At 60.9% G+C, this 19879-nt stretch carries 12 protein-coding genes; 6 read left to right on the top strand and 6 right to left on the bottom strand.

The genetic code is table 11. From position 1 onward, the window contains the following. Window positions 1–312 precede the first annotated feature (312 nt). The 6 genes from J3U87_RS24540 to pckA form a co-directional block, all read right to left on the bottom strand. Window positions 313–5586 carry an AAA family ATPase gene (locus J3U87_RS24540; RefSeq protein WP_272932415.1) on the bottom strand — a complete coding sequence of 1758 codons (5274 nt, stop codon included), beginning with the start codon at window positions 5584–5586 and terminating at the stop codon, window positions 313–315. A 479-nt stretch (window positions 5587–6065) separates the two neighbouring features. Further along, a complete protein-coding gene (locus J3U87_RS24535; protein ID WP_237378422.1) occupies window positions 6066–6317 on the bottom strand; it encodes a hypothetical protein in 252 nt (83 codons plus the stop codon). Between the two features lie 132 nt (window positions 6318–6449). Further along, window positions 6450–7304 carry a tetratricopeptide repeat protein gene (locus tag J3U87_RS24530; RefSeq protein WP_237378421.1) on the bottom strand — a complete coding sequence of 285 codons (855 nt, stop codon included), beginning with the start codon at window positions 7302–7304 and terminating at the stop codon, window positions 6450–6452. 124 nt (window positions 7305–7428) lie between these two features. Then, entirely contained in the window at window positions 7429–8208 is a 780-nt protein-coding gene (locus tag J3U87_RS24525) for a tetratricopeptide repeat protein (protein ID WP_237378420.1), read from the bottom strand. Next, window positions 8208–9071 (bottom strand): tetratricopeptide repeat protein, encoded by an 864-nt coding sequence (locus J3U87_RS24520; protein ID WP_237378419.1) that lies wholly within the window; start codon window positions 9069–9071, stop codon window positions 8208–8210. The genes J3U87_RS24525 and J3U87_RS24520 overlap by 1 nt, the downstream gene beginning before the upstream one ends. A gap of 241 nt (window positions 9072–9312) precedes the next feature. Then, window positions 9313–10893 (bottom strand): phosphoenolpyruvate carboxykinase (ATP), encoded by a 1581-nt coding sequence (pckA, locus tag J3U87_RS24515; RefSeq protein ID WP_237378418.1) that lies wholly within the window; start codon window positions 10891–10893, stop codon window positions 9313–9315. Between the two features lie 680 nt (window positions 10894–11573). On the opposite strand from pckA, the gene J3U87_RS24510 reads away from it, so the two are divergent. From J3U87_RS24510 to J3U87_RS24485, 6 genes are all read left to right on the top strand, one after another. After that, window positions 11574–11876: an STAS domain-containing protein gene (locus J3U87_RS24510; protein ID WP_237378417.1), complete on the top strand. Its 303-nt coding sequence runs from the start codon at window positions 11574–11576 to the stop codon at window positions 11874–11876. Between the two features lie 100 nt (window positions 11877–11976). Continuing rightward, entirely contained in the window at window positions 11977–15234 is a 3258-nt protein-coding gene (locus tag J3U87_RS24505) for a chemotaxis protein CheW (RefSeq protein ID WP_237378416.1), read from the top strand. Window positions 15235–15290: 56 nt separating this feature from the next. Next, window positions 15291–17336 carry a methyl-accepting chemotaxis protein gene (locus tag J3U87_RS24500; RefSeq protein WP_237378415.1) on the top strand — a complete coding sequence of 682 codons (2046 nt, stop codon included), beginning with the start codon at window positions 15291–15293 and terminating at the stop codon, window positions 17334–17336. Window positions 17337–17408: 72 nt separating this feature from the next. Further along, a complete protein-coding gene (locus tag J3U87_RS24495) occupies window positions 17409–17870 on the top strand; it encodes a chemotaxis protein CheW (protein ID WP_237378414.1) in 462 nt (153 codons plus the stop codon). A gap of 56 nt (window positions 17871–17926) precedes the next feature. Further along, the gene (gene cheB / locus J3U87_RS24490) at window positions 17927–18985 is read left to right on the top strand and encodes a chemotaxis-specific protein-glutamate methyltransferase CheB (RefSeq protein WP_237378413.1); all 1059 of its coding nucleotides are present in this window, start codon (window positions 17927–17929) and stop codon (window positions 18983–18985) included. A 9-nt stretch (window positions 18986–18994) separates the two neighbouring features. Next, window positions 18995–19873 (top strand): CheR family methyltransferase, encoded by an 879-nt coding sequence (locus tag J3U87_RS24485; protein ID WP_237378412.1) that lies wholly within the window; start codon window positions 18995–18997, stop codon window positions 19871–19873. The last annotated feature ends 6 nt before the right edge of the window (window positions 19874–19879 follow it).

Below are 19879 nucleotides of genomic sequence, written 5' to 3'. Positions count from 1 at the left end.
GGCGGATATGCGGGGAGTTCGTCGAAAAATGTCGGCCCGGCGCCCTGGGCGGGTACGGCCGGTATGGCCCGGCACCTACTGCAACGACGCCCCTCTCACAAATGCGGGAACTCCCAAACGATTCGCTTCGATTAGTTACCCACTTGAAACCCGGTGGCCGGTGTGCCGGTGGTTCGGCATTCCGACCATCGGCAATCCGGGCCCCGGCCTGGGCGGCGACTCGGTGGTGAAAATCCGCAGTCACCGCGAATCGGGATCAAAAAGTTCCTTCCCGGCCGTCGTCCAGCTCGTCGGCCATTTGTGGAACAGCCGCTACAGCCGCACGCCGAGGATTGTCATGTCGTCGCGTTGGCTTTGCGCGCCCTGGTGCTCGTTCAGCTCCACCTGGAGCATGCGCTTCTGCTCCCCTGCCCGCAACCGCGCCATCTCCTGCAACAGGCCCTTGAAACGCCGCGATCCGTATTTCTTGCCGGCCGCGTCGCCCTGGTCCATGAAGCCGTCGGTGACCATGTACAGCATGTCCCCCTTGCCGAATTCGAGCTCGTGGGTCTCGAAGGTGCGGCGCTTCTCCTTCTGGCGACCGCCGATCAGCTTGCGCGAACCCTTGATCGATACGAATTCGTTCTGCTCGGCCTTGCTGCGCACCATGTAGAGCGGTCGGCCGGCACCGGCGAATACGAGCCGCTTGGTGTCGCGGTCGATGCGGCAGAAGCAGACCTCCATGCCGTCGTTGAGGTTGTTCTTCTCCACTTCCTGGCGCAGGGCCTGACGCACGCCCACGTGCAGCTCGGCCAGGATTTCGCCGGGATCGGTGATGCCTGTCTCGCGTACGATCTTGTTGAGCAAGGTGTAGCCGATCATCGACATGAAGGCGCCGGGAATGCCGTGGCCCGTGCAGTCGACCACGGCGAGAAAGACGCGGTCACCCACGCCGTGGAACCAGTAAAAGTCGCCACTGACGACGTCGCGTGGCGAGAAAAAGAGGACGTGTTCGTCGAAGGCCTGCTTCAGCGATCCGGCGACCGGCAGCATCGCCTGCTGGATCCGCACCGCGTAGCGCAAGCTGCTCATGAGGTCCGAGGACTTCTTGTTCAACTGCAGCGTGCGCTCCTGAACCAGATGCTCCAGGTTCGCGTACAGCTCGGCGTTCTCCACCGAAATGGCGGTCTGCGCGGAGAGCAGGTGCAGCACCTCCATGCGGTCGTTGGTGAAGACTTCCGAGCTGTCGGCGTGCTCGAGGTACAACAGACCGCGCAGGTTGCCCTGCTTGATGATCGGCATACACAGCATGGAACGCGGCTCGATGGTATGGAAGTAGGGATCCTCGCGAAACAGCTCCCCTGGCCCCTCGTTCAACATGACGGTTTCCTTGGTCATGATCAGGTAGTTGATCAGGGACAAGGGAACCCGCTCGTAATCTTCGAGATGCAGGCCGACCCGCCGCACGGTGACCCCGCTCTGCTCGATCCGGCCCTCGACTTCCACCAACCAGTGCTCGCGCTCCTTGAGCAACAGGACGCCGCGCTGGGCACCGGCACTCTGGATCAGGATCTTGATCAGGCGCGAACCCAACTGGTCCAGGCGAATCTCACCGGAAATCGCCTGCGATGCCTGGAGCACACTGGTCAGGTCCAGGTTGGCCGCGGTTTGCCGAATGGTGCCGCGCGGATTGGTCCCGGGCAGGATGTACTCCATGTGGGAGAGCACGTGCGGGTAGCGCCGCTCCAAATCGCGCATCTTGGCGGTGTTGCCCCAATCGCGGCAGATGGCGCGCGCGTCTTCGATGTAATAGCGACCCAACCGGCGGTTGTCGCGGGAAAGGTAATAACGCCCGGCCATTTCGCAGGCCATGGTCGCATCGTTGAGGTAACTCTGACGACGAGCCTGGTCGATGGCCTGATCGTACAGCTCGCGGGCGTTGCCGTGATGCCCGTTGAGGCGCGCCAACTCGGCGTTGACCAGCAACAGGCGATGCAACACGTTGGCTTCCGACACGATGCCCCGCTCGGCGATTCGGTCGCGGTAGGACTCCACCAAGGCGATCTCTTCCTGGCGCTCGGCCCCGACCAGGTGCTCCGCACGGTAAATTCGCACCAGCGCCGCGAAGAAGGTGGACTGAACCTCGAAGGCGGTACCCATGCCCACCGCCCAGGAGGCCTCCAGGCCGGGCAGGTGCTCGGCGGCCTCGTCGTAGCGACCGAATTGAAGCAGCAACATGAGTTTGATGCGATAGAACGCATATAGCGATCCGTTGTCCTGGATTTCCTTGTGGCGGCCCAGGCGGTCGCGTTCGTCGTACATGTCGCCCACCAACAGGCAGGGGTCCTCGACGTTGTTGGTCAAATTGAACACGGCCTGGTGCAGGATCTGGTACCAGCCGATGGCCGACTCCTGGCGCATGCGCTCGATCGCGTGCTGGTAGCGAACCAGTTCGCGTTCCAACTCGACGAGATTCCAGCCGGAGGTCTCCATCAAGAGCACGTAGTTGGCCAGGGCGTAGGAGCCCCACTCCAGATCGCCGGCCTCCAAGCCGGCCTGGTAGGCGTCGATGAAGTAGGGCAACAAGTCGCGCAGCGGTTTTTCCCAGTGGAGCAGGCAGAAGTAGACCATCATGTAGGTCTTGGCCTTGAGCTCGGGACTGGCGTAATGCTGCAACATGTCCAGCGACACGTGTCCGAAGCGCACGCTTTTCTGTAGATCGCCGTTCAACCCGGCCACCACGCCGTAATTGGCGAAGATGAAGGGCGAGGACGGCGCGTTGCCGTAGCGCAGGCAGTGTTCCACCAAGCGGCAGACCAGCAACGGGAACATGTGGTTCTTGATCTTCCAGGTGACCCCGATCAGGTTGTTGAGAATGCGAATGGCGACCAGGGCCAACGCGTCCTCGGAGGCGGGCCGATTGGTCAGCTCGTCGAGGTTCTGCGCGGCCACCAACTTTTCGGTCTTGGCCATGGCGGCGTAAATGTCCTCGGCCCCGGGATCCCTGGGCAGATCGAGGTCGAGCATCGCCAGGACACTGAGCCCGATGTCGAAGCACTCGAAATAATTGCCGCGCGCATAGTGGGCGTTCATGATGCCCTCTTGGATCCAGACCTTGACCCGAATGTCGCGCGCGTGGGTCAACACCAGGGCGGTCAGCCGCTCCTGATGGTCGTAATCACCCAGCAGACAAGCCATTTCGGCGGCGTGCAGGTGGAGCTCCAAAAACAGGTCGTAATGGCTGAGCCACAGCTTGTCCTGATCGTCGGCGCTGGACTCCAGGATCTCGATCCCGTGGCGCAGGTACAGGTAGGCGGGTTCCCACGCCGTGGACAGCTTGGCCTTGCGCGCGGCGGCCATGTTCAACTGCGAGAGGCGCACCTTTTCGGTGTCGTCCTCGATGAGGTGCCGCCCGCGGTTGAGGTGGTTGACGATGTCGAACAGGTCCTCCTCGCTGTACCGGCGGGTGAGGAACTGACGCCCGACCGTGAGGTGCACGCGATCGCGCTCGGACTGGGGCAGCAGGGCGTAGGCGGCCTGGCGGATACGGTCGTGAACGAAGCGGTAGGACACCGAGACACCGTCGCCGGAGCCGTTGATCTCGGCCGTCACCGACCGATAGCCGGAATCCAGCGGTACGAGGAACCCATCGATCAGGGCCTGCCAGAGCGCCACACCCAAGGTACGCGGAGCCTTGCCCGTCACCGGCGCGAGCGTGCTCAGATCGAAACGATCGCCGATGCAGGCGGCAATTTTCAGATTGTCGAGGGTCTCGCGCGGCAGGTTGCCCAGGTTTTCCACCAGCAGGTGGACCAGGTTATCGGTAATGTCGAGACTCTTGACGCCATCCAGGTTCCACTGCCAACAACGAGAGCCGTGGTCGTAGCGAATACATTCCTTGAAATACAGCGAGTTGAGGAACTGCCCCACGAAAAAGGGATTGCCGCCCGTCTTGCCGTGCACCAGCCGCGCCAGCGGGAAGACCGAATCGATATCCTGGTGCAGGGTATCGGCGATTTCCTGGGCCACGTCTTCCTCGGACAACGGCTTCAACAACAAATGGCGCACCGGCACGCCGGCGTTGCGGATCTTGTCGATCATGTTCTGGAGTGGATGGCCGCCGTCCACTTCCTCCGCGCGAAAAGCCCCGATCAGGAACAGGCAATCGTCGCAGCGGCCGTTCATGAGGGAACAGAGCAGATCGAGCGTGGCGGTATCGGCCCACTGCAGATCGTCCAAGAACAGCACCAGCGGATTGTCGAAACCGGAGAAGGCGCGAATGAAATCCTGGAACACCAACTGGAAACGGTTCTGGGCCTCGGCCGGCGGCAACGAGGGCGGCGAGGCCTGGCGCCCGATCAAATGGACCAATTCGGGAATGACTTCCAGCAGCAGGCCGGCATTGTTGCCCAAGGCCTCGCGCAGGATTTGGCGCCAGCGTTCGCGGTCCCGCTCCTCACGGGTCAGGAGCTGGCGCACCAGCAGCCGAAACGGCGGGAACAGCGAGGCATAGGGCACCTCGCGCTTCAATTTGTCGAATTTTCCGGAAACGAAGAAGCCGCGGCGGGCGGTGATCGGGCGATGGATTTCCTGAATCAGGGTCGATTTGCCGATGCCGGAAAAACCCGACACCATCATGACTTCTTCCTTGCCGCGCGCCGTCCGTTCGAAGGCCTGAATCAGCTCGGCGACCTCTTCTTCGCGGCCGTACATCTTCTGGGGTAACTGGAAACGATCGGAGTGGTCGTTCAATCCGAGATCGAAGGGCTGAATGGCGCCGTATTCGCGCCATTGCCGCAGGCAGACGCCCAAATCCTCGGCCAGGCCCTGGGCACTCTGGTAGCGGTCCTCCGCTTCCTTGGCGAGCAGCTTGAGCACGATATCGGAGACCGGGCGGGGAATTTCCGAGTCGTGACGCAGGGGCGGCACCGGGGTCATGGCGATGTGGCAATGGACCAATTCCAGGGGATCGTTGGCGCGAAACGGCGGATGACCCGTCAACAGCTCGTAGAAAGTGGCACCCAAAGAATAAAAATCGGAGCGGTAATCCATGCTGCGGTTCATGCGCCCGGTCTGCTCCGGCGACATGTAGAGCAAGGTGCCCTCGAGCAGTTCCGGATCGCGAAAACTCGTGTTCTCGCGAGAAAGCTCCGTGGCGATGCCGAAATCGATGATCTGAAGCTGATCGGTTTCGGGATTCAACACGATGTTGACGGGGTTCAAATCCTTGTGGATCAGAAATTTCTGGTGGATCTTGAACAGGACTTCGGTGAGCCGAATCGCCATTTCCAAAAAGGTCTCGATCGACAGCTTGCCGGCGAGGTTCAATTGACTCAACGACTTGGCACCCACATCCTCGAGCATCATCGCCCAAGTGTCGGCGGCATGCAGGAATTCGAGCGCGTTGGGAACCCCTTCGAAACCTAGATCACGCGTGCGTTCATATTCGCGTCGAAACGCGGCGATCTGTCCTTGATTGGGATTGGGATCGCGCAGCACCTTACAAATGATGGGGACGTGATCGCGGAGGCGCCTACCCCGGTACACAAGGAAATGGGCTCCTTCGTGAACCCTTTCCGATATGTCATAACCATCCAAGGACAACATTGAACGACTCACCTCATCAGAACCATCTCATCCAGCAATTATCGTTTTCCCTTCGCCCGCTTCGGCCGACATCGACAGCCATCCATGGAACCATTGAAGCGACAAGGCATGTAAGCCCAAATACTTGGTGACCTCCTTCAGGGGTTGACCGTATTTGGGCGACAAGGCGACACCAAGACAACGCCCGACACTTCAAACTCCTTCCGGTTGAGAAAGCTCCAGATGGTCTAGTATACCCCCGTTAAAGGAGTTGGATAACGAGAAAACCCTTCCGTGAGTCATTTTCAACGATCAAATTCCTCGGAGCGAACCACGCTTCGACGCGATCTTCCCTTTTCACGAATCTCGCGGACGACGCACGCAAAAAAGTTCCCGGAAAATAGAAAGAGGAGACGCGACCGACACATGTCGACGCGCCTCCTCACATTCGGATGTGGCGTACCCGGCAAGCAGGGACCGCCCCGAGTCACATGGACCCCTCAAGCATGAACCAGGGGGTTATCGGGAAAGGGATCGGGATCGGGCAAGGGATCCGGGCCGGGGTCGGAAAGCGTCAGGCTTCCGTTCGCGGCCACGAAATCGCGGGTCCAAAGTTGCGCCTCGCTCGAGGCGTAGCGCTTTTCGGCGTCCAATCCGGCGGCATCGAGCACGGCGGTCGGGTTCTGTTCGAAACGCTCGACCACGGCGGGGTCGTGCACCAAATCAGTCATGAAGTCGATCACGGTAGACAAATCAAACTCCTTTCGGTGGGTCAACGCCCGTGGTGCCGGCAGAGATCACATCGACACCCGACACCACGGTTCATTCGATCACGTGGAACGGCGCGAACTCGGACGAGGGCCCGAGGTCGCAAAAACGGCACACTAGAACAGCAAGGCTTCTTCGGCCAGCTTCAGATCCTCGTCGTCGGGATCCAGCTCTTTTTTGATCATCCGCATCCCGGCGCGGAAGAACGCTTCGACCGGGTTGTCGGATTCTTCCATGTCGGAAACCCGCTCGGAGAGTGCATCGATGCACTGATCGTGCAACGCCCCTTTGAAAATATCGGGATAGGTCTTGGCCGCGTGAGCCAGTTCCAAGTAGGCCGGACGCCACCAATGGGGTTCGCGCTTGGCGAGCACCTTCATGGAGACGGTGGCATAGACCTTGGCCCAGGTATAGTCGTCGCTGAGCAACTGAGCCTTTTCGAAACAACGAACGGCTTCGCTGTTGTTTTTGAACCGCTCGTCGGGCGTGACGCCCTTGAAGCGGAAAACGGCACCCATATGGGCATGGGCCCAGGCGTAACCGGGCTCGTTGTCGACGGCGTTCTGGAAGCTCTTGATCGCATCTTCGAACGTGCACTGGGCATCCGGCAGCAGGCCGGCCGCCATTTTCTGGACGCCGAGCAATCTCAGACAATCCCCGCGGTGCGCCCAACCCCAGGCGTATTTGGGACTGAGCTTCACGGCCTTGTCGAAGGCCGCCATGGCCTCCGTGAATCTTTTGCGCTGGGTGAGCAGTGCGCCCTTGTGAGCTTCGACCCAAGCCACGAAATGCGGATTCTGCGGGACTTCGTGTTGGTAGTGCTGGAGTGCTTTGGCAAACGCCGCAAGCCCGAGATGGGCGGTTTGATCTCGTTCATCTTCGGTTAGTAGTTCGTTTTGGGCGAGCATCTCGCGATAGATGTCACCCTGTTTTGCCCAGCCGGCGGCAGTCCGCTCTTGGATTCCACTCATGAGTTCCTCCAATAATCAGGTCTCAGTTATGAATCACGGGGAAAATCGTTTTTCGATTATAACTCAATTTTTAATTCGTGTATTGGCTTGGTTGTGGATTGACCGAAAAGGTCGACTCACCGGATCATCCGATTGTCAAATCGCCGGTGACGTCGCGAACCATTTCCTGAAAGGCGGATTCATGCCGGAAGTCGAGCCAAGCCAGATCGTGGCGGGCGAACAGGATGGCTTCGGCTTCCAAAGGCTTGGCTTGGGTGAAAAGGTGGAGGGCGGACGCGCGTCGGCCCTGCAGGGCGTCCAGGCCGGCCAGTCGATAGAGGGCGATGCCCTGCTCGGGACCACCGGCCGCCAGGGGTCGAAGCATGGCGCGCACGGCGGCGACAGCTTCGGCGGCCGCATCCGGTCCACGCCAGAGGTAGAGATGCACCGCCCGGGCGTAGGCGGCGAAATGATCGCGGGGCTCCACCGCCAAGGCCTCGTCGCTCTGGGCCACGGCTTCCTCGAAACGCCCCAGGAAACCCAGCAACATGGCCCGTTCGGCCCGCCAGTGACCGATGATCCGTTCGTCGCGGGCAATGGCACGGTCGAAGTCCTCGAGGGCCGCGGCGTAGTCGCGGAACAGCTCGTGGAGTCGGGCCCGGAAGGCGATGGCCCACACGTAATCGGGTTTGAGCGCCAGGGCCCGGTTGAAATCGTCCATGGCGGCTCGGTAGCGCTCGGCGCCCAGCAGGCGGTAGGTGGCGCCGCGATGGGCCAGGGCCCAGGGGTACTCGGGGCACAGGGCCAAGGCCTCGTCGAACAGCGTCAGGGAGCCGGCCAGGTCGCCCTGCAAGCGGGCCCGTTCTCCGCGATGGGCGAGTTCGTGCGCGCGCCGGCGCGTCGCGACGACGGCTTCTGCGGACATCAAAAGGAGACCTCGGCCGGGGCGATCAACTCGCGATAGCGCGGTGCGTCGTGGCAACCGCGCCAGGCGGGATCGTGACGGGCGGTCTCGATGGGTTCGTGATGCAGGGAAATCGCCTGTTCGAGCCGGCTGAACGCGGTATCGACATCGCCTTCCAGGGCGGCGAGCGCACCCAATCGGTAGGCCACCAAACCCGGTTCGCCGAGGCCTTCGCGTTCGAACCGCACCAGCAGGTCGCGACAGGCCGGCACGTAGGCCATGGATGCGGTCGCGCCGCAGGCCAGGGCCACCGCCCGGGTGTAGACCGCGATGTAGTCCCGGGGATCGTCGGCCAGCGCGTCCTCGCAACCCGCGATCGATTCCTCGAAGCGACCCAGGTAGTTGAGAATCATGCCGCGCTCACCTTGCCAGGACGGCAACAGCGACTTGTCCAGCGCGAGAAAGGCATCCACGTCGGCCAGGGCCGCTTCGTAGCGCTTGAGGGCGATGTAGATGTGGGGTCGATAGGCCAGGGCCCACACGTAGTCGGGCGCACCCTCGATCACGTGATCCAGGTCGGCCAGCGCCGCGGGATAACGCCGCATGTGGTACAGCACCGCGCCGCGGTGGGCGCGAGCCCAGGGGTAATCCCGCTCCAGGGAGAGCGCGCGATCGAAGTCGTCGAGCGCCTCGCCGAAGCGCTTCATCTCGCGGTACAGGTCGGCGCGGTGGGCCAGGGCCCAAGCGTAATTCGGTGCGGCGGCCAGGGCGCGATCGAAAAAGACCAGCGCTTCCGGCAACCGACCGGCGCGAAACAGGGCTTCACCGTGATGCGCCAGGCCGCGCGGACTTTGGTCATCGTTTTCTGAATCGGTTCGGGACATGCGACCACACTCCCCACGACGAGCCGCCTCTACATCAGAAACGTCTCGAATTCTTTGGGTTAAGGTAAAGATGGGCGCATTATACCAGGGGTCGTCGAAGGATGCCAAACCCCAAAATCGTCGGAATTGCCACGAAATGCTGATGTTGGCCGCAGGAGCTCGTCGCAGGATATAAAAAAACCGCCCGGGGTTTCCCCGCGGGCGGTCGCTTCGTTCGGCTGATTCGCGTTACGGCGCGGCGTCAGTCCAGTTTGGGTCCGAACTGCGCGTACTCGTGGGACGTGCCGTCGAACTTGTCGAAGTTCTTCTGGAACAACTGCACCAGCTTGCGCGCGGTCGCGTGAAATTTCTCTTCGTCCTCCCAGGTCTTCACGGGATTCAGCAGACCGCTGTCGACACCCGACAATTCCGTGGGTACCTCGAAACCGTAGTATTTGTCCGTCGTACAGGCGACGTCTTCGATGGATCCGGTCAGGATGGCCGTAATGATCGCCCGCGTCTGGGGCAGGTCGATACGGTGGCCCGTGCCGTAGGCACCGCCGGTCCAGCCGGTGTTGACCAGGTAGGCCTTGGCGCCGTGTTTCTCCATCTTCTCGCCCAGCAGCGCCGCGTATCTGGTGGGGTGCAGCGGCAGGAAGGGCTCGCCGAAGCAACTGGAAAAGGTCGCCTGGGGCTCGGTCACGCCGCGCTCGGTACCGGCCACCTTGGCCGTGTAACCGGAGATGAAGTGGTACATGGCCTGGCCGGGCGTGAGCTTGGCCACCGGAGGAAGCACGCCGAAGGCATCGCAGGTCAGGAAGATGATGGTCTTGGGATGGCCGCCCAAGGAGGGCTCGACCGCATTGTCGATATGGTGGATGGGATAGGAAACGCGGGTGTTCTCGGTGACGGAACTGTTCTTGAAATCCACCTGGCGGCTTTCCTGGTCGTAGACGACGTTTTCGAGCAGGGCCCCGAATCGGATCGCTCGCCAGATGTCCGGCTCTTTTTCTTCGGAAAGGTCGATACACTTGGCGTAACAGCCACCTTCGAAGTTGAAGATGCCGTCGTCCGACCAGCCGTGCTCGTCATCGCCGATCAGGTGGCGGTTGGGATCGGCGCTCAAGGTGGTCTTGCCGGTACCCGAAAGGCCGAAGAACAGGGCGGTATCGCCGTCGTCGCCCATGTTGGCCGAGCAGTGCATGCTCATGGTGCCCGCCAACGGCAGGCGGTAGTTCATGACGCTGAAGATACCTTTCTTCATTTCGCCGGCGTACATGGTGCCGCCGATCAGCGCGAGACCGCGCGACAGGTGGAAGACGACGAACACTTCGCTGCGCAGGCCGAGTTCGGCATAGTCTTCGGCGGTAATGTCGCAGGCGTTGATGATGGTGAATTCGGGCTTGTGATTCGCGAGCTGCTCGCGGTTGGGACGGATGAACATGTTGTTGACGAAATGCGCGTGCCAGGCTTTGCGCGTCACGATGCGAATGGGCAGGCTGAAGCGCTCGGAGGCGCCACAGTGGCCGTCGAACACGTAGCAGTCCTGACCGTCGTAATGGCCCTGGACTTTCGCCAGCAACTTGTCGAACACTTCTTCGGAGATCTTTTGGTTAACCGGACCCCACCACACGTTTTGGGAAGCCTCACCCTCGTCGACAATGTATTTGTCCTTGGGTGAACGACCGGTGAATTTTCCGGTCTTACACATTGTGGCACCTTGCATGCCCATGACACCTTCTTGGTTGATCACGGTGTGCTCAACCAGCTTCTCGACCGGCAGATTGCGGTGAACTTCGGCCGGATTCAGGCCCAGTTGGTCCAACCCATAGGTCTCAGACATGGAATCCCCTTTTGTTTCTTTGTTGATGTTTCGGTGACTCAGCGACTTAGTGTCGTAAACGGTCCTGCCGTTTCCCCCCCGGACTGGGCCCCTTGAAAACAAACACCGGGATTATACCCCAAAGAATGCGATTCGGGTGGATAGGTTGCCGACGGGCTCCTGGCGCGGACTCCGGCCATCCAGCGGCTCGCGCGCTTCCTGGAAATCGGGCTCGACCACCGCACCTCGCCACGAAGTTCCCCTCCGACCATTTAAATAATGTGCGGCACATTCACACCCGGCACGCACCCGGGCCCTCGACAAAAGGCGACCCATCGTCGGGGGGGGCACGCGATGAAAATCCCGTCGAATCCGGAGATTGCAAGCGCGGTCGGGGTAAAAACAAAAGCTTTTCGGCCGGCTGGCCGATGCCCTCAGCAACTCGAACCACTCCACCCCACATGGCAATGGGCGCTCCCTGGCAACGCGCGCCCAGATTCTCTTTCCCCGTCGGGTAGACGTGTTTATTTTAGAATCCCGGGACAAATTGATGAAGCCCACAAAGGTATCAACAACCTTGAAAGTCAACACCTCTACTAAAATCATATTGTCGAAAATTCGCCAACTCAAGTATTCTCTCTTTATTGCCGTAGCAAATATGAGATCCCAAAAAATCCAGTTTGCGATGGAAAGGTTTTGCTATGTACGAAGAAGAGCGAGTCGGCGATCGTCTGGTCCTGAAATTCACCAAAGATCTTGTCGCTTCGGAAGCCAAGAAGCTCAAAACCGATCTCCTGGCGATGATCGAACGCGGCGAACACGCCCTCACCATCGATTTCAGCCGGGTTCAAGCGATCGATTCCTCGGGTTTGGGTGTGCTGATCGCCACCCAGAACACCCTTGCCACCTACCAGAACCGGTTGCAGCTCACCAACGTGAGCGCCCACATCAAGAACATGTTGAAGATCATGCGCCTGGACAAGCATTTCGAAATATCCTCGTGATCCCGCCCAGCCCGATCCTTTCACAGAGTCGCTTCATCCGGGAACCCCACCACCCGGCCGGTGAAGGACCGTCTCGGCGGAACCGAACCAAGGAGCACCCATGAGCCGCAGCGGTGACGACGAAATCCTGCAACTCTTCCTGGTCGAATCGCGCGAACACCTGGAGGATATCGAGACCGATCTGTTGGAAATCGAGCGGCAGGGCCCCAACATGGATTCGGAACTGGTGAATCACGTGTTCCGGGCGATCCACACCATCAAGGGCGCGTCCGGTTTCTTCGGCCTGCACAACATCAAGGACCTGTCGCACGTGATGGAGCACCTGCTGGACCAGATTCGCAAGAAATTGGTCGTCCCCAATTCGCAAATCATCAGCGTCCTGCTCGACGGCGCCGACGTGCTGACCCAGATGATCAACGCACCGGACACCTCGAACGACACCGACATCGCCGACCTGGTGGCCTCCATCGCCAACTGCGTATCGCAATCGCTGCCTGGCGACAACCAGGTAAACCTGTCGCAGGAAATCCCGATTCGCCGATCGGACGGCAACGTATTGCTGACCCTGACGCCGCTGGACCTCGAGGAGGGCATACGCGACAACAAGGGCGGCGAACACTTCTACCTGGTCAAATACGATCTCTATTACGACGTGGAACGCAAAGGCAAAAATGCGCTGGAGGTGATCAACGAACTCCAGGAACTCGCCTTTTTCATCGACAGCACGCTGGATATCGGCGCGATCGGCACCCTGCACGACGACCTGGAGACCTTCGAACTGCCGTTCTACGTGCTGCTGGCCTCGGTGATGGAACACGACCTGATCGCCCACTTCCTCGATTTGGAACCGAACAAGGTCATGGAACTAGGTGAAAAGGAATTGGGACTGGACCCGCGCACCCTGCTAAACCAAGGCGCGGAGCCGACGAGCCCGTCACCGGCGCCCGTCGAGAAGCCGCGGGAATCTCCGGTTGCCGAGTGGATGCCGCCAGCCGAGCCGAGCCCTCGCCCCGCCGAGCCGGCCCAGGCCCCGCGGCCCAGCGTCGAACCCCTCACCCAACCCGAGGCGACCGCGCCGGCGGCGACCGATTCCGGTCCACAACCGCCCAAGCGCCCGAAAGCGGAACGCAAGAGTGCCTCGTCGGCAAAGAAGGTGGATGCCAACATCCGGGTCAACATTCACCTGCTGGACCGCCTGATGAACCTGGCCGGAGAACTGGTGCTCACCCGCAACGAACTGATCCTGAACACCGACTCCCGCAATTGGGAACTGGTGGATCGCACGGCGCAAAAGGTCAACATCATCACGTCCGAGCTGCAGGAAGCGATCATGGGCACGCGCATGCAGTCGATCGGCATCATCTTCACCAAGTTCCACCGCATCGTGCGCGAACTGTCGCGCGGCCTGGGCAAGGAAATCAACCTGAAGCTGGAAGGCGAACACGTCGAGTTGGACAAGACCATCATCGAGGCGATCGGCGATCCCTTGACCCACCTGGTGCGCAACGCCTGCGATCACGGCATCGAACCGGTGGAGAAACGACGCAGCGTCGGCAAGGCCCTGGCGGGCACCCTGAGCCTGAGCGCCTACCACGAGGCGGGCATGGTGGTGATCGAAATCGCCGACGACGGCGGTGGCATTCCGCCCGACCGCATTCGCGCCAAAGCGCTGAGCCTCGGCCTGCACACCAAGGCCGAGCTGGAGTCCATGCCCGACAAGGAAGTGATTCGGTTGATCTTCGCGCCGGGCTTCTCCACCGCCTCCGAGGTCACCGAACTCTCCGGTCGCGGCGTGGGCATGGACGTGGTCCACACCAATCTCACCCGGCTCGGCGGCACGATCGACATCGACTCCACACTCGGTCGCGGCACGACGTTCCGCATCAAACTCCCGCTGACGCTGGCCATCATTCCCAGCCTGCTCGTCCAGGTGGAAGACCAGCAGTTCTGCGTCCCCCAGGTCAATCTCCAGGAACTGGTGCGCATTCCCCAGGCCGAGGTCCGCAATCGACTGGAACAGGTGGGCGGCGCCCCGGTCATTCGACTGCGCGGCGAACTGCTGCCGCTGGTTCGGTTGCGCGACGTCCTGGGCATCGAAGGCACCTATCGCGATCCCGAGACCGGCGTCGTCAAAAAGGATCGCCGCCACAATATCGTGGATCGCCGCGGACCCGTGGAAAATGTGATTCGCCCGCCCGACAGCAATCGTTCGAAGGAAGAGCGCGATCGTCGCCATCACCCCGACGGCGCGCTCAACATCGCGGTCGTGAGCGCGAACAACCTGCGCTACGGGCTGATCGTGGATCACCTTCTCGATTCGGCCGAAATCGTGGTCAAACCGCTGGGGCGCCACCTGAAAGAATCGCAGATCTATGCCGGCGCCACCATTCTGGGAACCGGCAACGTCGCCTGCATTCTCGATGTGGACGGTATCTGTCACCACATGAAACTGCGTGAAGTGGCGATTCGCACCAAAACCACCCATCAGGCGGCCGCAGATGATTCCGTGAGCGACATCCAGGGGTTTTTGCTGGTCAGCGGCAACGACGAGGACATTTTCGGCGTGCCGATGGAACTGGTGCTGCGCATCGAAACCGCCAACTGTGGCCAGGTAGAGCGCGCCGGTGGTCGCCTGGCCCTGAAACATCGCGGCAAGAGCCTGGCGTTGTTCACCTTGGACGACAATCTACGGATCGAACCCGGCGCCGAGGACATCATCTTCAAGGTCATCATTTTCAAGATCGCGGGGCGCGAGGTCGGCCTCTGTGTGACCGACATTCTCGACATCATTCAAACCGACACCGAAATCGACATGGTCACCCACAAGCAATCCGGTATTTTCGGATCGACGATCATCAACGACCGGATCACCCTGATCGTGGATCTGCACGGCCTGGTGCGGGCCCAGGTGCCGGAATGGATCGAGGATTTCGAGCGGGCCTACCGCAACGACCAGGGCCAGGCCAACCGGGTGCTGGTGGTCGAGGATTCGGAGTTCTTCAAGGAGCAGGTCCAGTCCTTCGTCACCGAGGCCGGTTACGAGGCGATCACCGCCGACGACGGCCGTATGGCGCTCGAGCTCCTGGTCCAACACGCGGGAGACATCCGCCTCGTGCTCACCGACATCGAGATGCCCCACATGAACGGCTACGAACTGACCGAGGCGATTCGCGGCGACGCGCGCCTCAAGCACATTCCCGTGGTAGCCATCACCTCGATGGCCACCACGGACGCCATCGAAAAAGGAAGAATGGCGGGTATGGACGATTACCTGATCAAGCTGGACCGCGAAATCATCCTTCAGCGCACCCACGAATTCATGAAACACGGCCGAACCATCGCCCAAAAAGCCTTTTGATCCCTTTGTCCGAGGTTCTCCCAGTCTCGCCTCATTGACCTCAAGGAGTCGATTGTATGAAAAACATGGGCATCCGCATGAAAGTCATCCTGCTGATCATCGCACCCCTTCTCGTCATCATGTTTTTCGCCACAGGCCAGATTCGAAAGGACCTGGCAATGATCAGAGACGCGAGTTTCGCCAGCTCCGCGACCGCAATCATCGAGAACGTCAGCGAATTGACCAACGCCCTCCAGGAGGAACGCGGCCTCTCGGTGGGATTTCTGGCCAACGCCGCGGCCTTCGAGCGGAAATTGGCGAGTCAACGCCGAAATGCGGACGAATATTATCAGGCCTTGCAGGCCTTATTGGAATCTTTTCCCGACGAGACCGAACCGAACCGGACCTTGATCGCCGACACCAAAACGGCCCTCGCCCACTTCGAGGCCCGCACCGGTTTTCGGGCGCGCGTGGACGCGGCCACGGTCAATCGCGATGAAGTGGTGACGTTCTACACCCAGGGAATCGAAAAATGCCTGCGCACCTTCGACGACATGACCGATATCGTGATCCAGCCGAACCTGAAACGACAGGTACGCCAGCTCACCTATCTGGCCTGGGCCAAGGAAATGGCCGGCCGAGAACGCGCGGCCGTGAGTTACGCCATCGGCCGGGGGCGCTTCGACGCGAAGCACTTTCACCAGTTTCTGGAGATCATCGCCGCCGAAGACACCTATCTCGACATTTTCCTCTCGCGCACCTCCAAGGAATTGAGGGAGTTCTACGACCAAGCCAGTTCCTCCGAACAATTCGCACGCGCGGCCAGAATCCGCCAGGTCATGTTGGACCAGGGCCTGGATGGAGAATTCCAGTTGGACAGCGCCCAATGGTTCGAAACCCAGACGCGCAAGATCGAATTGGTTTTTCAACTGGAGCAAATGATCACCCAATCGTTGGAAACCGAAGCTGTCGCCATCCGCGCCGCGGCCCGGGCCGACATGTTCCGCACCTTCATCCTGCTGGCCCTCGTGATCGGCGGAACCCTGCTGCTCTCCTACCTCATCGTGCGGTCCATCATGCAGGTGCTGGATCACCTGGTGGACCTACTACAGGCTCTGGCCCACCAGCGGGACTTGACCCGCCGTTTCACGCTGGACAGCGGGGACGAGATCGGCCAGGTGGGTTACGCGCTCAACCAGTTCCTCGACCACCTGGAGAAAGCGCTCGGCGAAATGCACCGCGCAAGCGAGGTCATGGGCGAGACGGCCCACAAGCTCGATGCCGTGTCCGGCCGCATGAACACGGGCTCCAACAGCCTGAACGAGCAGGCCGGCATCGTGGCCAGCTCGGCGGAGGAAATGAGCGTCACGATGCAGGCGATCAGCAGTTCGTCGGCCCAGGCCCAGGGCAACCTGGACACCGTGGCGGCCAACTCCCAAGACATGCAGTCGACCATCGAGGAGATCGCGCGCAGCTCGGCCGACGCCCGCGAGATCTCGCGGGAAGCGGTGCAAAGCGTGCAGGAGGCCACCAACCGCATCGGTGAACTGGCCAAGGCCAGCACGGAAATCCATTCGATCATCGACATCATCCTGGCGATCGCCGAACAAACCAAACTGCTGGCTCTCAACGCGACCATCGAGGCGGCCAGGGCCGGAGAGGCCGGTCGCGGCTTCGCGGTCGTGGCCACCGAGGTCAAGGATCTCGCCAAACAAACCAATACCGCCACGGACGAAATACGCCGCAAGGTGAATACCATGAGTGGATCCACCAAAGACAGCGTCTCCAACATTCGCTCGGTTTCCAAGGTCATCGAACAAGTCGACCAAATCGTTTCCACCATCGCCGCCGCGGTCGAAGAACAGGCGGTCACCTCCAAGACCATCTCGGACAACATTTCGGACACCAATCTCGGTTACCAGGATATCGCCCGCAACCTGTCGCAGATGGCCCAGGTATCCAAGGAGATCGCCGCCAGCATCGCCACCGTCAACCAAAACACCAAGGTACTTCGATCCGACAGCGCCGAGGTCCAGGAAAGCGCGACCAACCTGAACCAGATCAGCGAAACCCTCACCCAACAGGTGAACACCTTTCAGGGATCGACGCGCCACGCCCACTGAGGGACCTGACCCGCCCTTTCCGCCGGCGTCCCGGTTCCCCATGCGACGACAACCCTTCCGGAGGACCCATCCATGACCACCGACACCCAGACACCCGACAGCGCCACCTCGATGGAACTGGTCATTTTCTACGCAGGCGACATTCTGTGCGGGCTGCCCGCCCTCAACGTCCGCGAAATTCTCAAGGGCCAAAAGGTGACACCGGTCTATCACGCCCCGCCCTACGTGATCGGGGTGATCAACCTGCGCGGCGACATCGTGACCATCATCGACCTGTGCGCGAAAATGGAGCAGGACGTCGCGGGCAACGAGGGCCCCAACAATTTCATCATCGTGCACTACAAGGGGGAGAACCTGGGCTTGAGCGTCGGCTTGATCGACGACATCATTCCCGCGTCGACCAAGGATATCGAACCACCTCCAGCCCACGTAGGCCAGAAGTCGGGAGCCTACCTCTCCGGCATCTACAAGATGGAGGGACAACTCGCGGCGATTCTCGACATCGAGAAATTGCTCTGCCTCGACAGCGACTAGAACGAAACGACCGGCCGCCGCCACGGCCCGTGACCCGATTCTCCCCAGGACGCAACATGGTTGGACTTTCCGTACTCGTCGTAGATGATTCCGCACTGTATCGAAAAATCCTGGCCGACCTGTTTTCGGCCATGGACGGCATCGACTCGGTCACCCGCGCCATCAACGGAAAAGACGCGCTGGCCCGCATGGCCGAAAAACCGGTGGACCTGGTGACCCTGGATCTGGAGATGCCGATCCTGGACGGCCTGGCAACCCTGCCGCAAATCCGCGCGCGACACCCAAACGCCAAGGTCATCATCGTCAGTGCCTACAGCCGCAGCGGGGCGGAAGTGACGATGCGCGCCCTGGAAGCCGGCGCCTTCGATTTCCTGACCAAACCGGATTTCGAGGATTTGGAGACCTCCCAGGCCAAACTGGGGCATCGCCTCACCGCCATGATCCAACCCATGTTGCAGACCCGAACGCCGCAGCCGGAGCGCTCCACGCAAAGGAGTCCGCCGCCCCCGCCAGTCTCGGTCGCGCCCATGCCCATGGATATCCGCATGATTCGGGCGGTCGGGATCGGGATCTCCACCGGCGGCCCCTCGGCCCTGGCCCGGCTCCTGGCCAAACTCAACCCCAACTTTTCGCGGCCCATTCTGGTCGTGCAGCACATGCCGCCGCTCTTCACGCAGGCGCTCGCCGAAAGCCTCGATCGGCAATCCAAGCTCGAGGTCGTCGAGGCCAAATCCGGCCAGACCGTCAGGGCCGGCAGGGTCTACGTGGCACCGGGCGGCGCGCAGATGTGCGTCGACGCCGGCGACAACGGCGAGATCATCCGCATCACCGACGATCCCCCCGAAGTGTTTTGCAAACCCTCGGCGGATTACCTGTTTCGCTCCATGGCCCGCATCTACGATGGCCGGGTCATGGCCCTGGTCATGACCGGCATGGGCAACGACGGCAACCGCGGCGCGCAGTTGATCAAGCGCCGCGGCGGCCACGTCATCGCCCAGGACGAAGCGAGCTGCGTGGTCTTCGGCATGCCGCGCGAGGTGATTCGCCAGGGGGTCGCCAGCGAAATTCTCTCACTGGAGGAAATTCCCAACGTGCTCAACCGGTATTTCGGCTAGGTCCCGCCCATGCGCATTCGGATCGGCCCAAACGAACTCCAAGAGTTCCGTGCATACGTGAACCAGCTCACGGGCATCGAGCTGGACGAAACCAAGGCCTATCTCTTCGAATCCAGATTGCTTCCCCTGTTGCGTCATTATGCCTGCGACACCTTCACCGAGCTGCTGCTCCGCGGGCGTGGCGAACGCGAGGTGGAAGACGCGATCATCGACGCCATGACCACCGAGGAATCGTATTTTTTCCGCGATGGCTCACCCTTCGAACTCGCGTTCCACAAACTGATCCCGGACGTCATCGACGCCCAGAAACGCAGAAGGAAACAGGGTCCGGTGCAGCTCCGCATTTGGAGCGCGGCATCGTCCTACGGGCAGGAGGCCTACAGTATCGCCATGATCTGCAAGGAACTGCTACGGGATTTGAGCGGCTACCGGATCGCCATTCTGGGCACCGACATCTCGCCCTTCGCGCTGGCCAGGGCGCGCAGGGCCGTGTACTCCAAGTTCGAACTGTCGCGGGGCATGACGCTCGATCGGTTGCGCCGCCACTTCGATCAGACCGAGGACGGTTACCGCGTCAAACCGGAGTTGACCCAACTGTGCCGCTTCGAGCGCATCAACCTCCATCACTCGCTTCAACGCCTGGGCAGCTTCGACATCATTTTTTGCCGCAATGTGGCGGTGTACTTCTCCCAGGAAAACCGCCGCAGGCTCTTCGATCAAATCAGTGGCCGTCTCAACGATCCCGGCTTTCTGGTCATCGGCGCCACGGAAAACCTGATCGGTGTGAGCGACCGCTACGCGCGGCTGGAATTCCAGGGAAAAAGCTACTATCGGGTCGCCGGACCCAAATCCGAAGCCTCGCGAGCCACCACGTGGAGTACCAGATGACCTCTC

Origin of the sequence: Sulfidibacter corallicola (assembly GCF_017498545.1) — a bacterium.
In the GTDB taxonomy this organism is placed as follows: Bacteria; Acidobacteriota; Holophagae; order Acanthopleuribacterales; family Acanthopleuribacteraceae; genus Sulfidibacter; species Sulfidibacter corallicola.
Note: the sequence above shows the minus strand (reverse complement) of the source record. Positions and strands in the feature narration are given on the sequence as shown.

Bases quoted from the DNA above. Each gene is read 5' to 3' on its own strand.
- J3U87_RS24500 (WP_237378415.1), top strand. From the start codon at position 15,291: ATGAAAAACATGGGCATCCGCATGAAAGTCATCCTGCTGATCATCGCA.
- J3U87_RS24525 (WP_237378420.1), bottom strand. From the start codon at position 8,208: ATGTCCGCAGAAGCCGTCGTCGCGACGCGCCGGCGCGCGCACGAACTC.
- J3U87_RS24510 (WP_237378417.1), top strand. From the start codon at position 11,574: ATGTACGAAGAAGAGCGAGTCGGCGATCGTCTGGTCCTGAAATTCACC.
- pckA (WP_237378418.1), bottom strand. From the start codon at position 10,893: ATGTCTGAGACCTATGGGTTGGACCAACTGGGCCTGAATCCGGCCGAA.
- cheB (WP_237378413.1), top strand. From the start codon at position 17,927: ATGGTTGGACTTTCCGTACTCGTCGTAGATGATTCCGCACTGTATCGA.
- J3U87_RS24505 (WP_237378416.1), top strand. From the start codon at position 11,977: ATGAGCCGCAGCGGTGACGACGAAATCCTGCAACTCTTCCTGGTCGAA.
- J3U87_RS24530 (WP_237378421.1), bottom strand. From the start codon at position 7,304: ATGAGTGGAATCCAAGAGCGGACTGCCGCCGGCTGGGCAAAACAGGGT.
- J3U87_RS24520 (WP_237378419.1), bottom strand. From the start codon at position 9,071: ATGTCCCGAACCGATTCAGAAAACGATGACCAAAGTCCGCGCGGCCTG.
- J3U87_RS24495 (WP_237378414.1), top strand. From the start codon at position 17,409: ATGACCACCGACACCCAGACACCCGACAGCGCCACCTCGATGGAACTG.
- J3U87_RS24540 (WP_272932415.1), bottom strand. From the start codon at position 5,586: ATGTTGTCCTTGGATGGTTATGACATATCGGAAAGGGTTCACGAAGGA.
- J3U87_RS24485 (WP_237378412.1), top strand. From the start codon at position 18,995: ATGCGCATTCGGATCGGCCCAAACGAACTCCAAGAGTTCCGTGCATAC.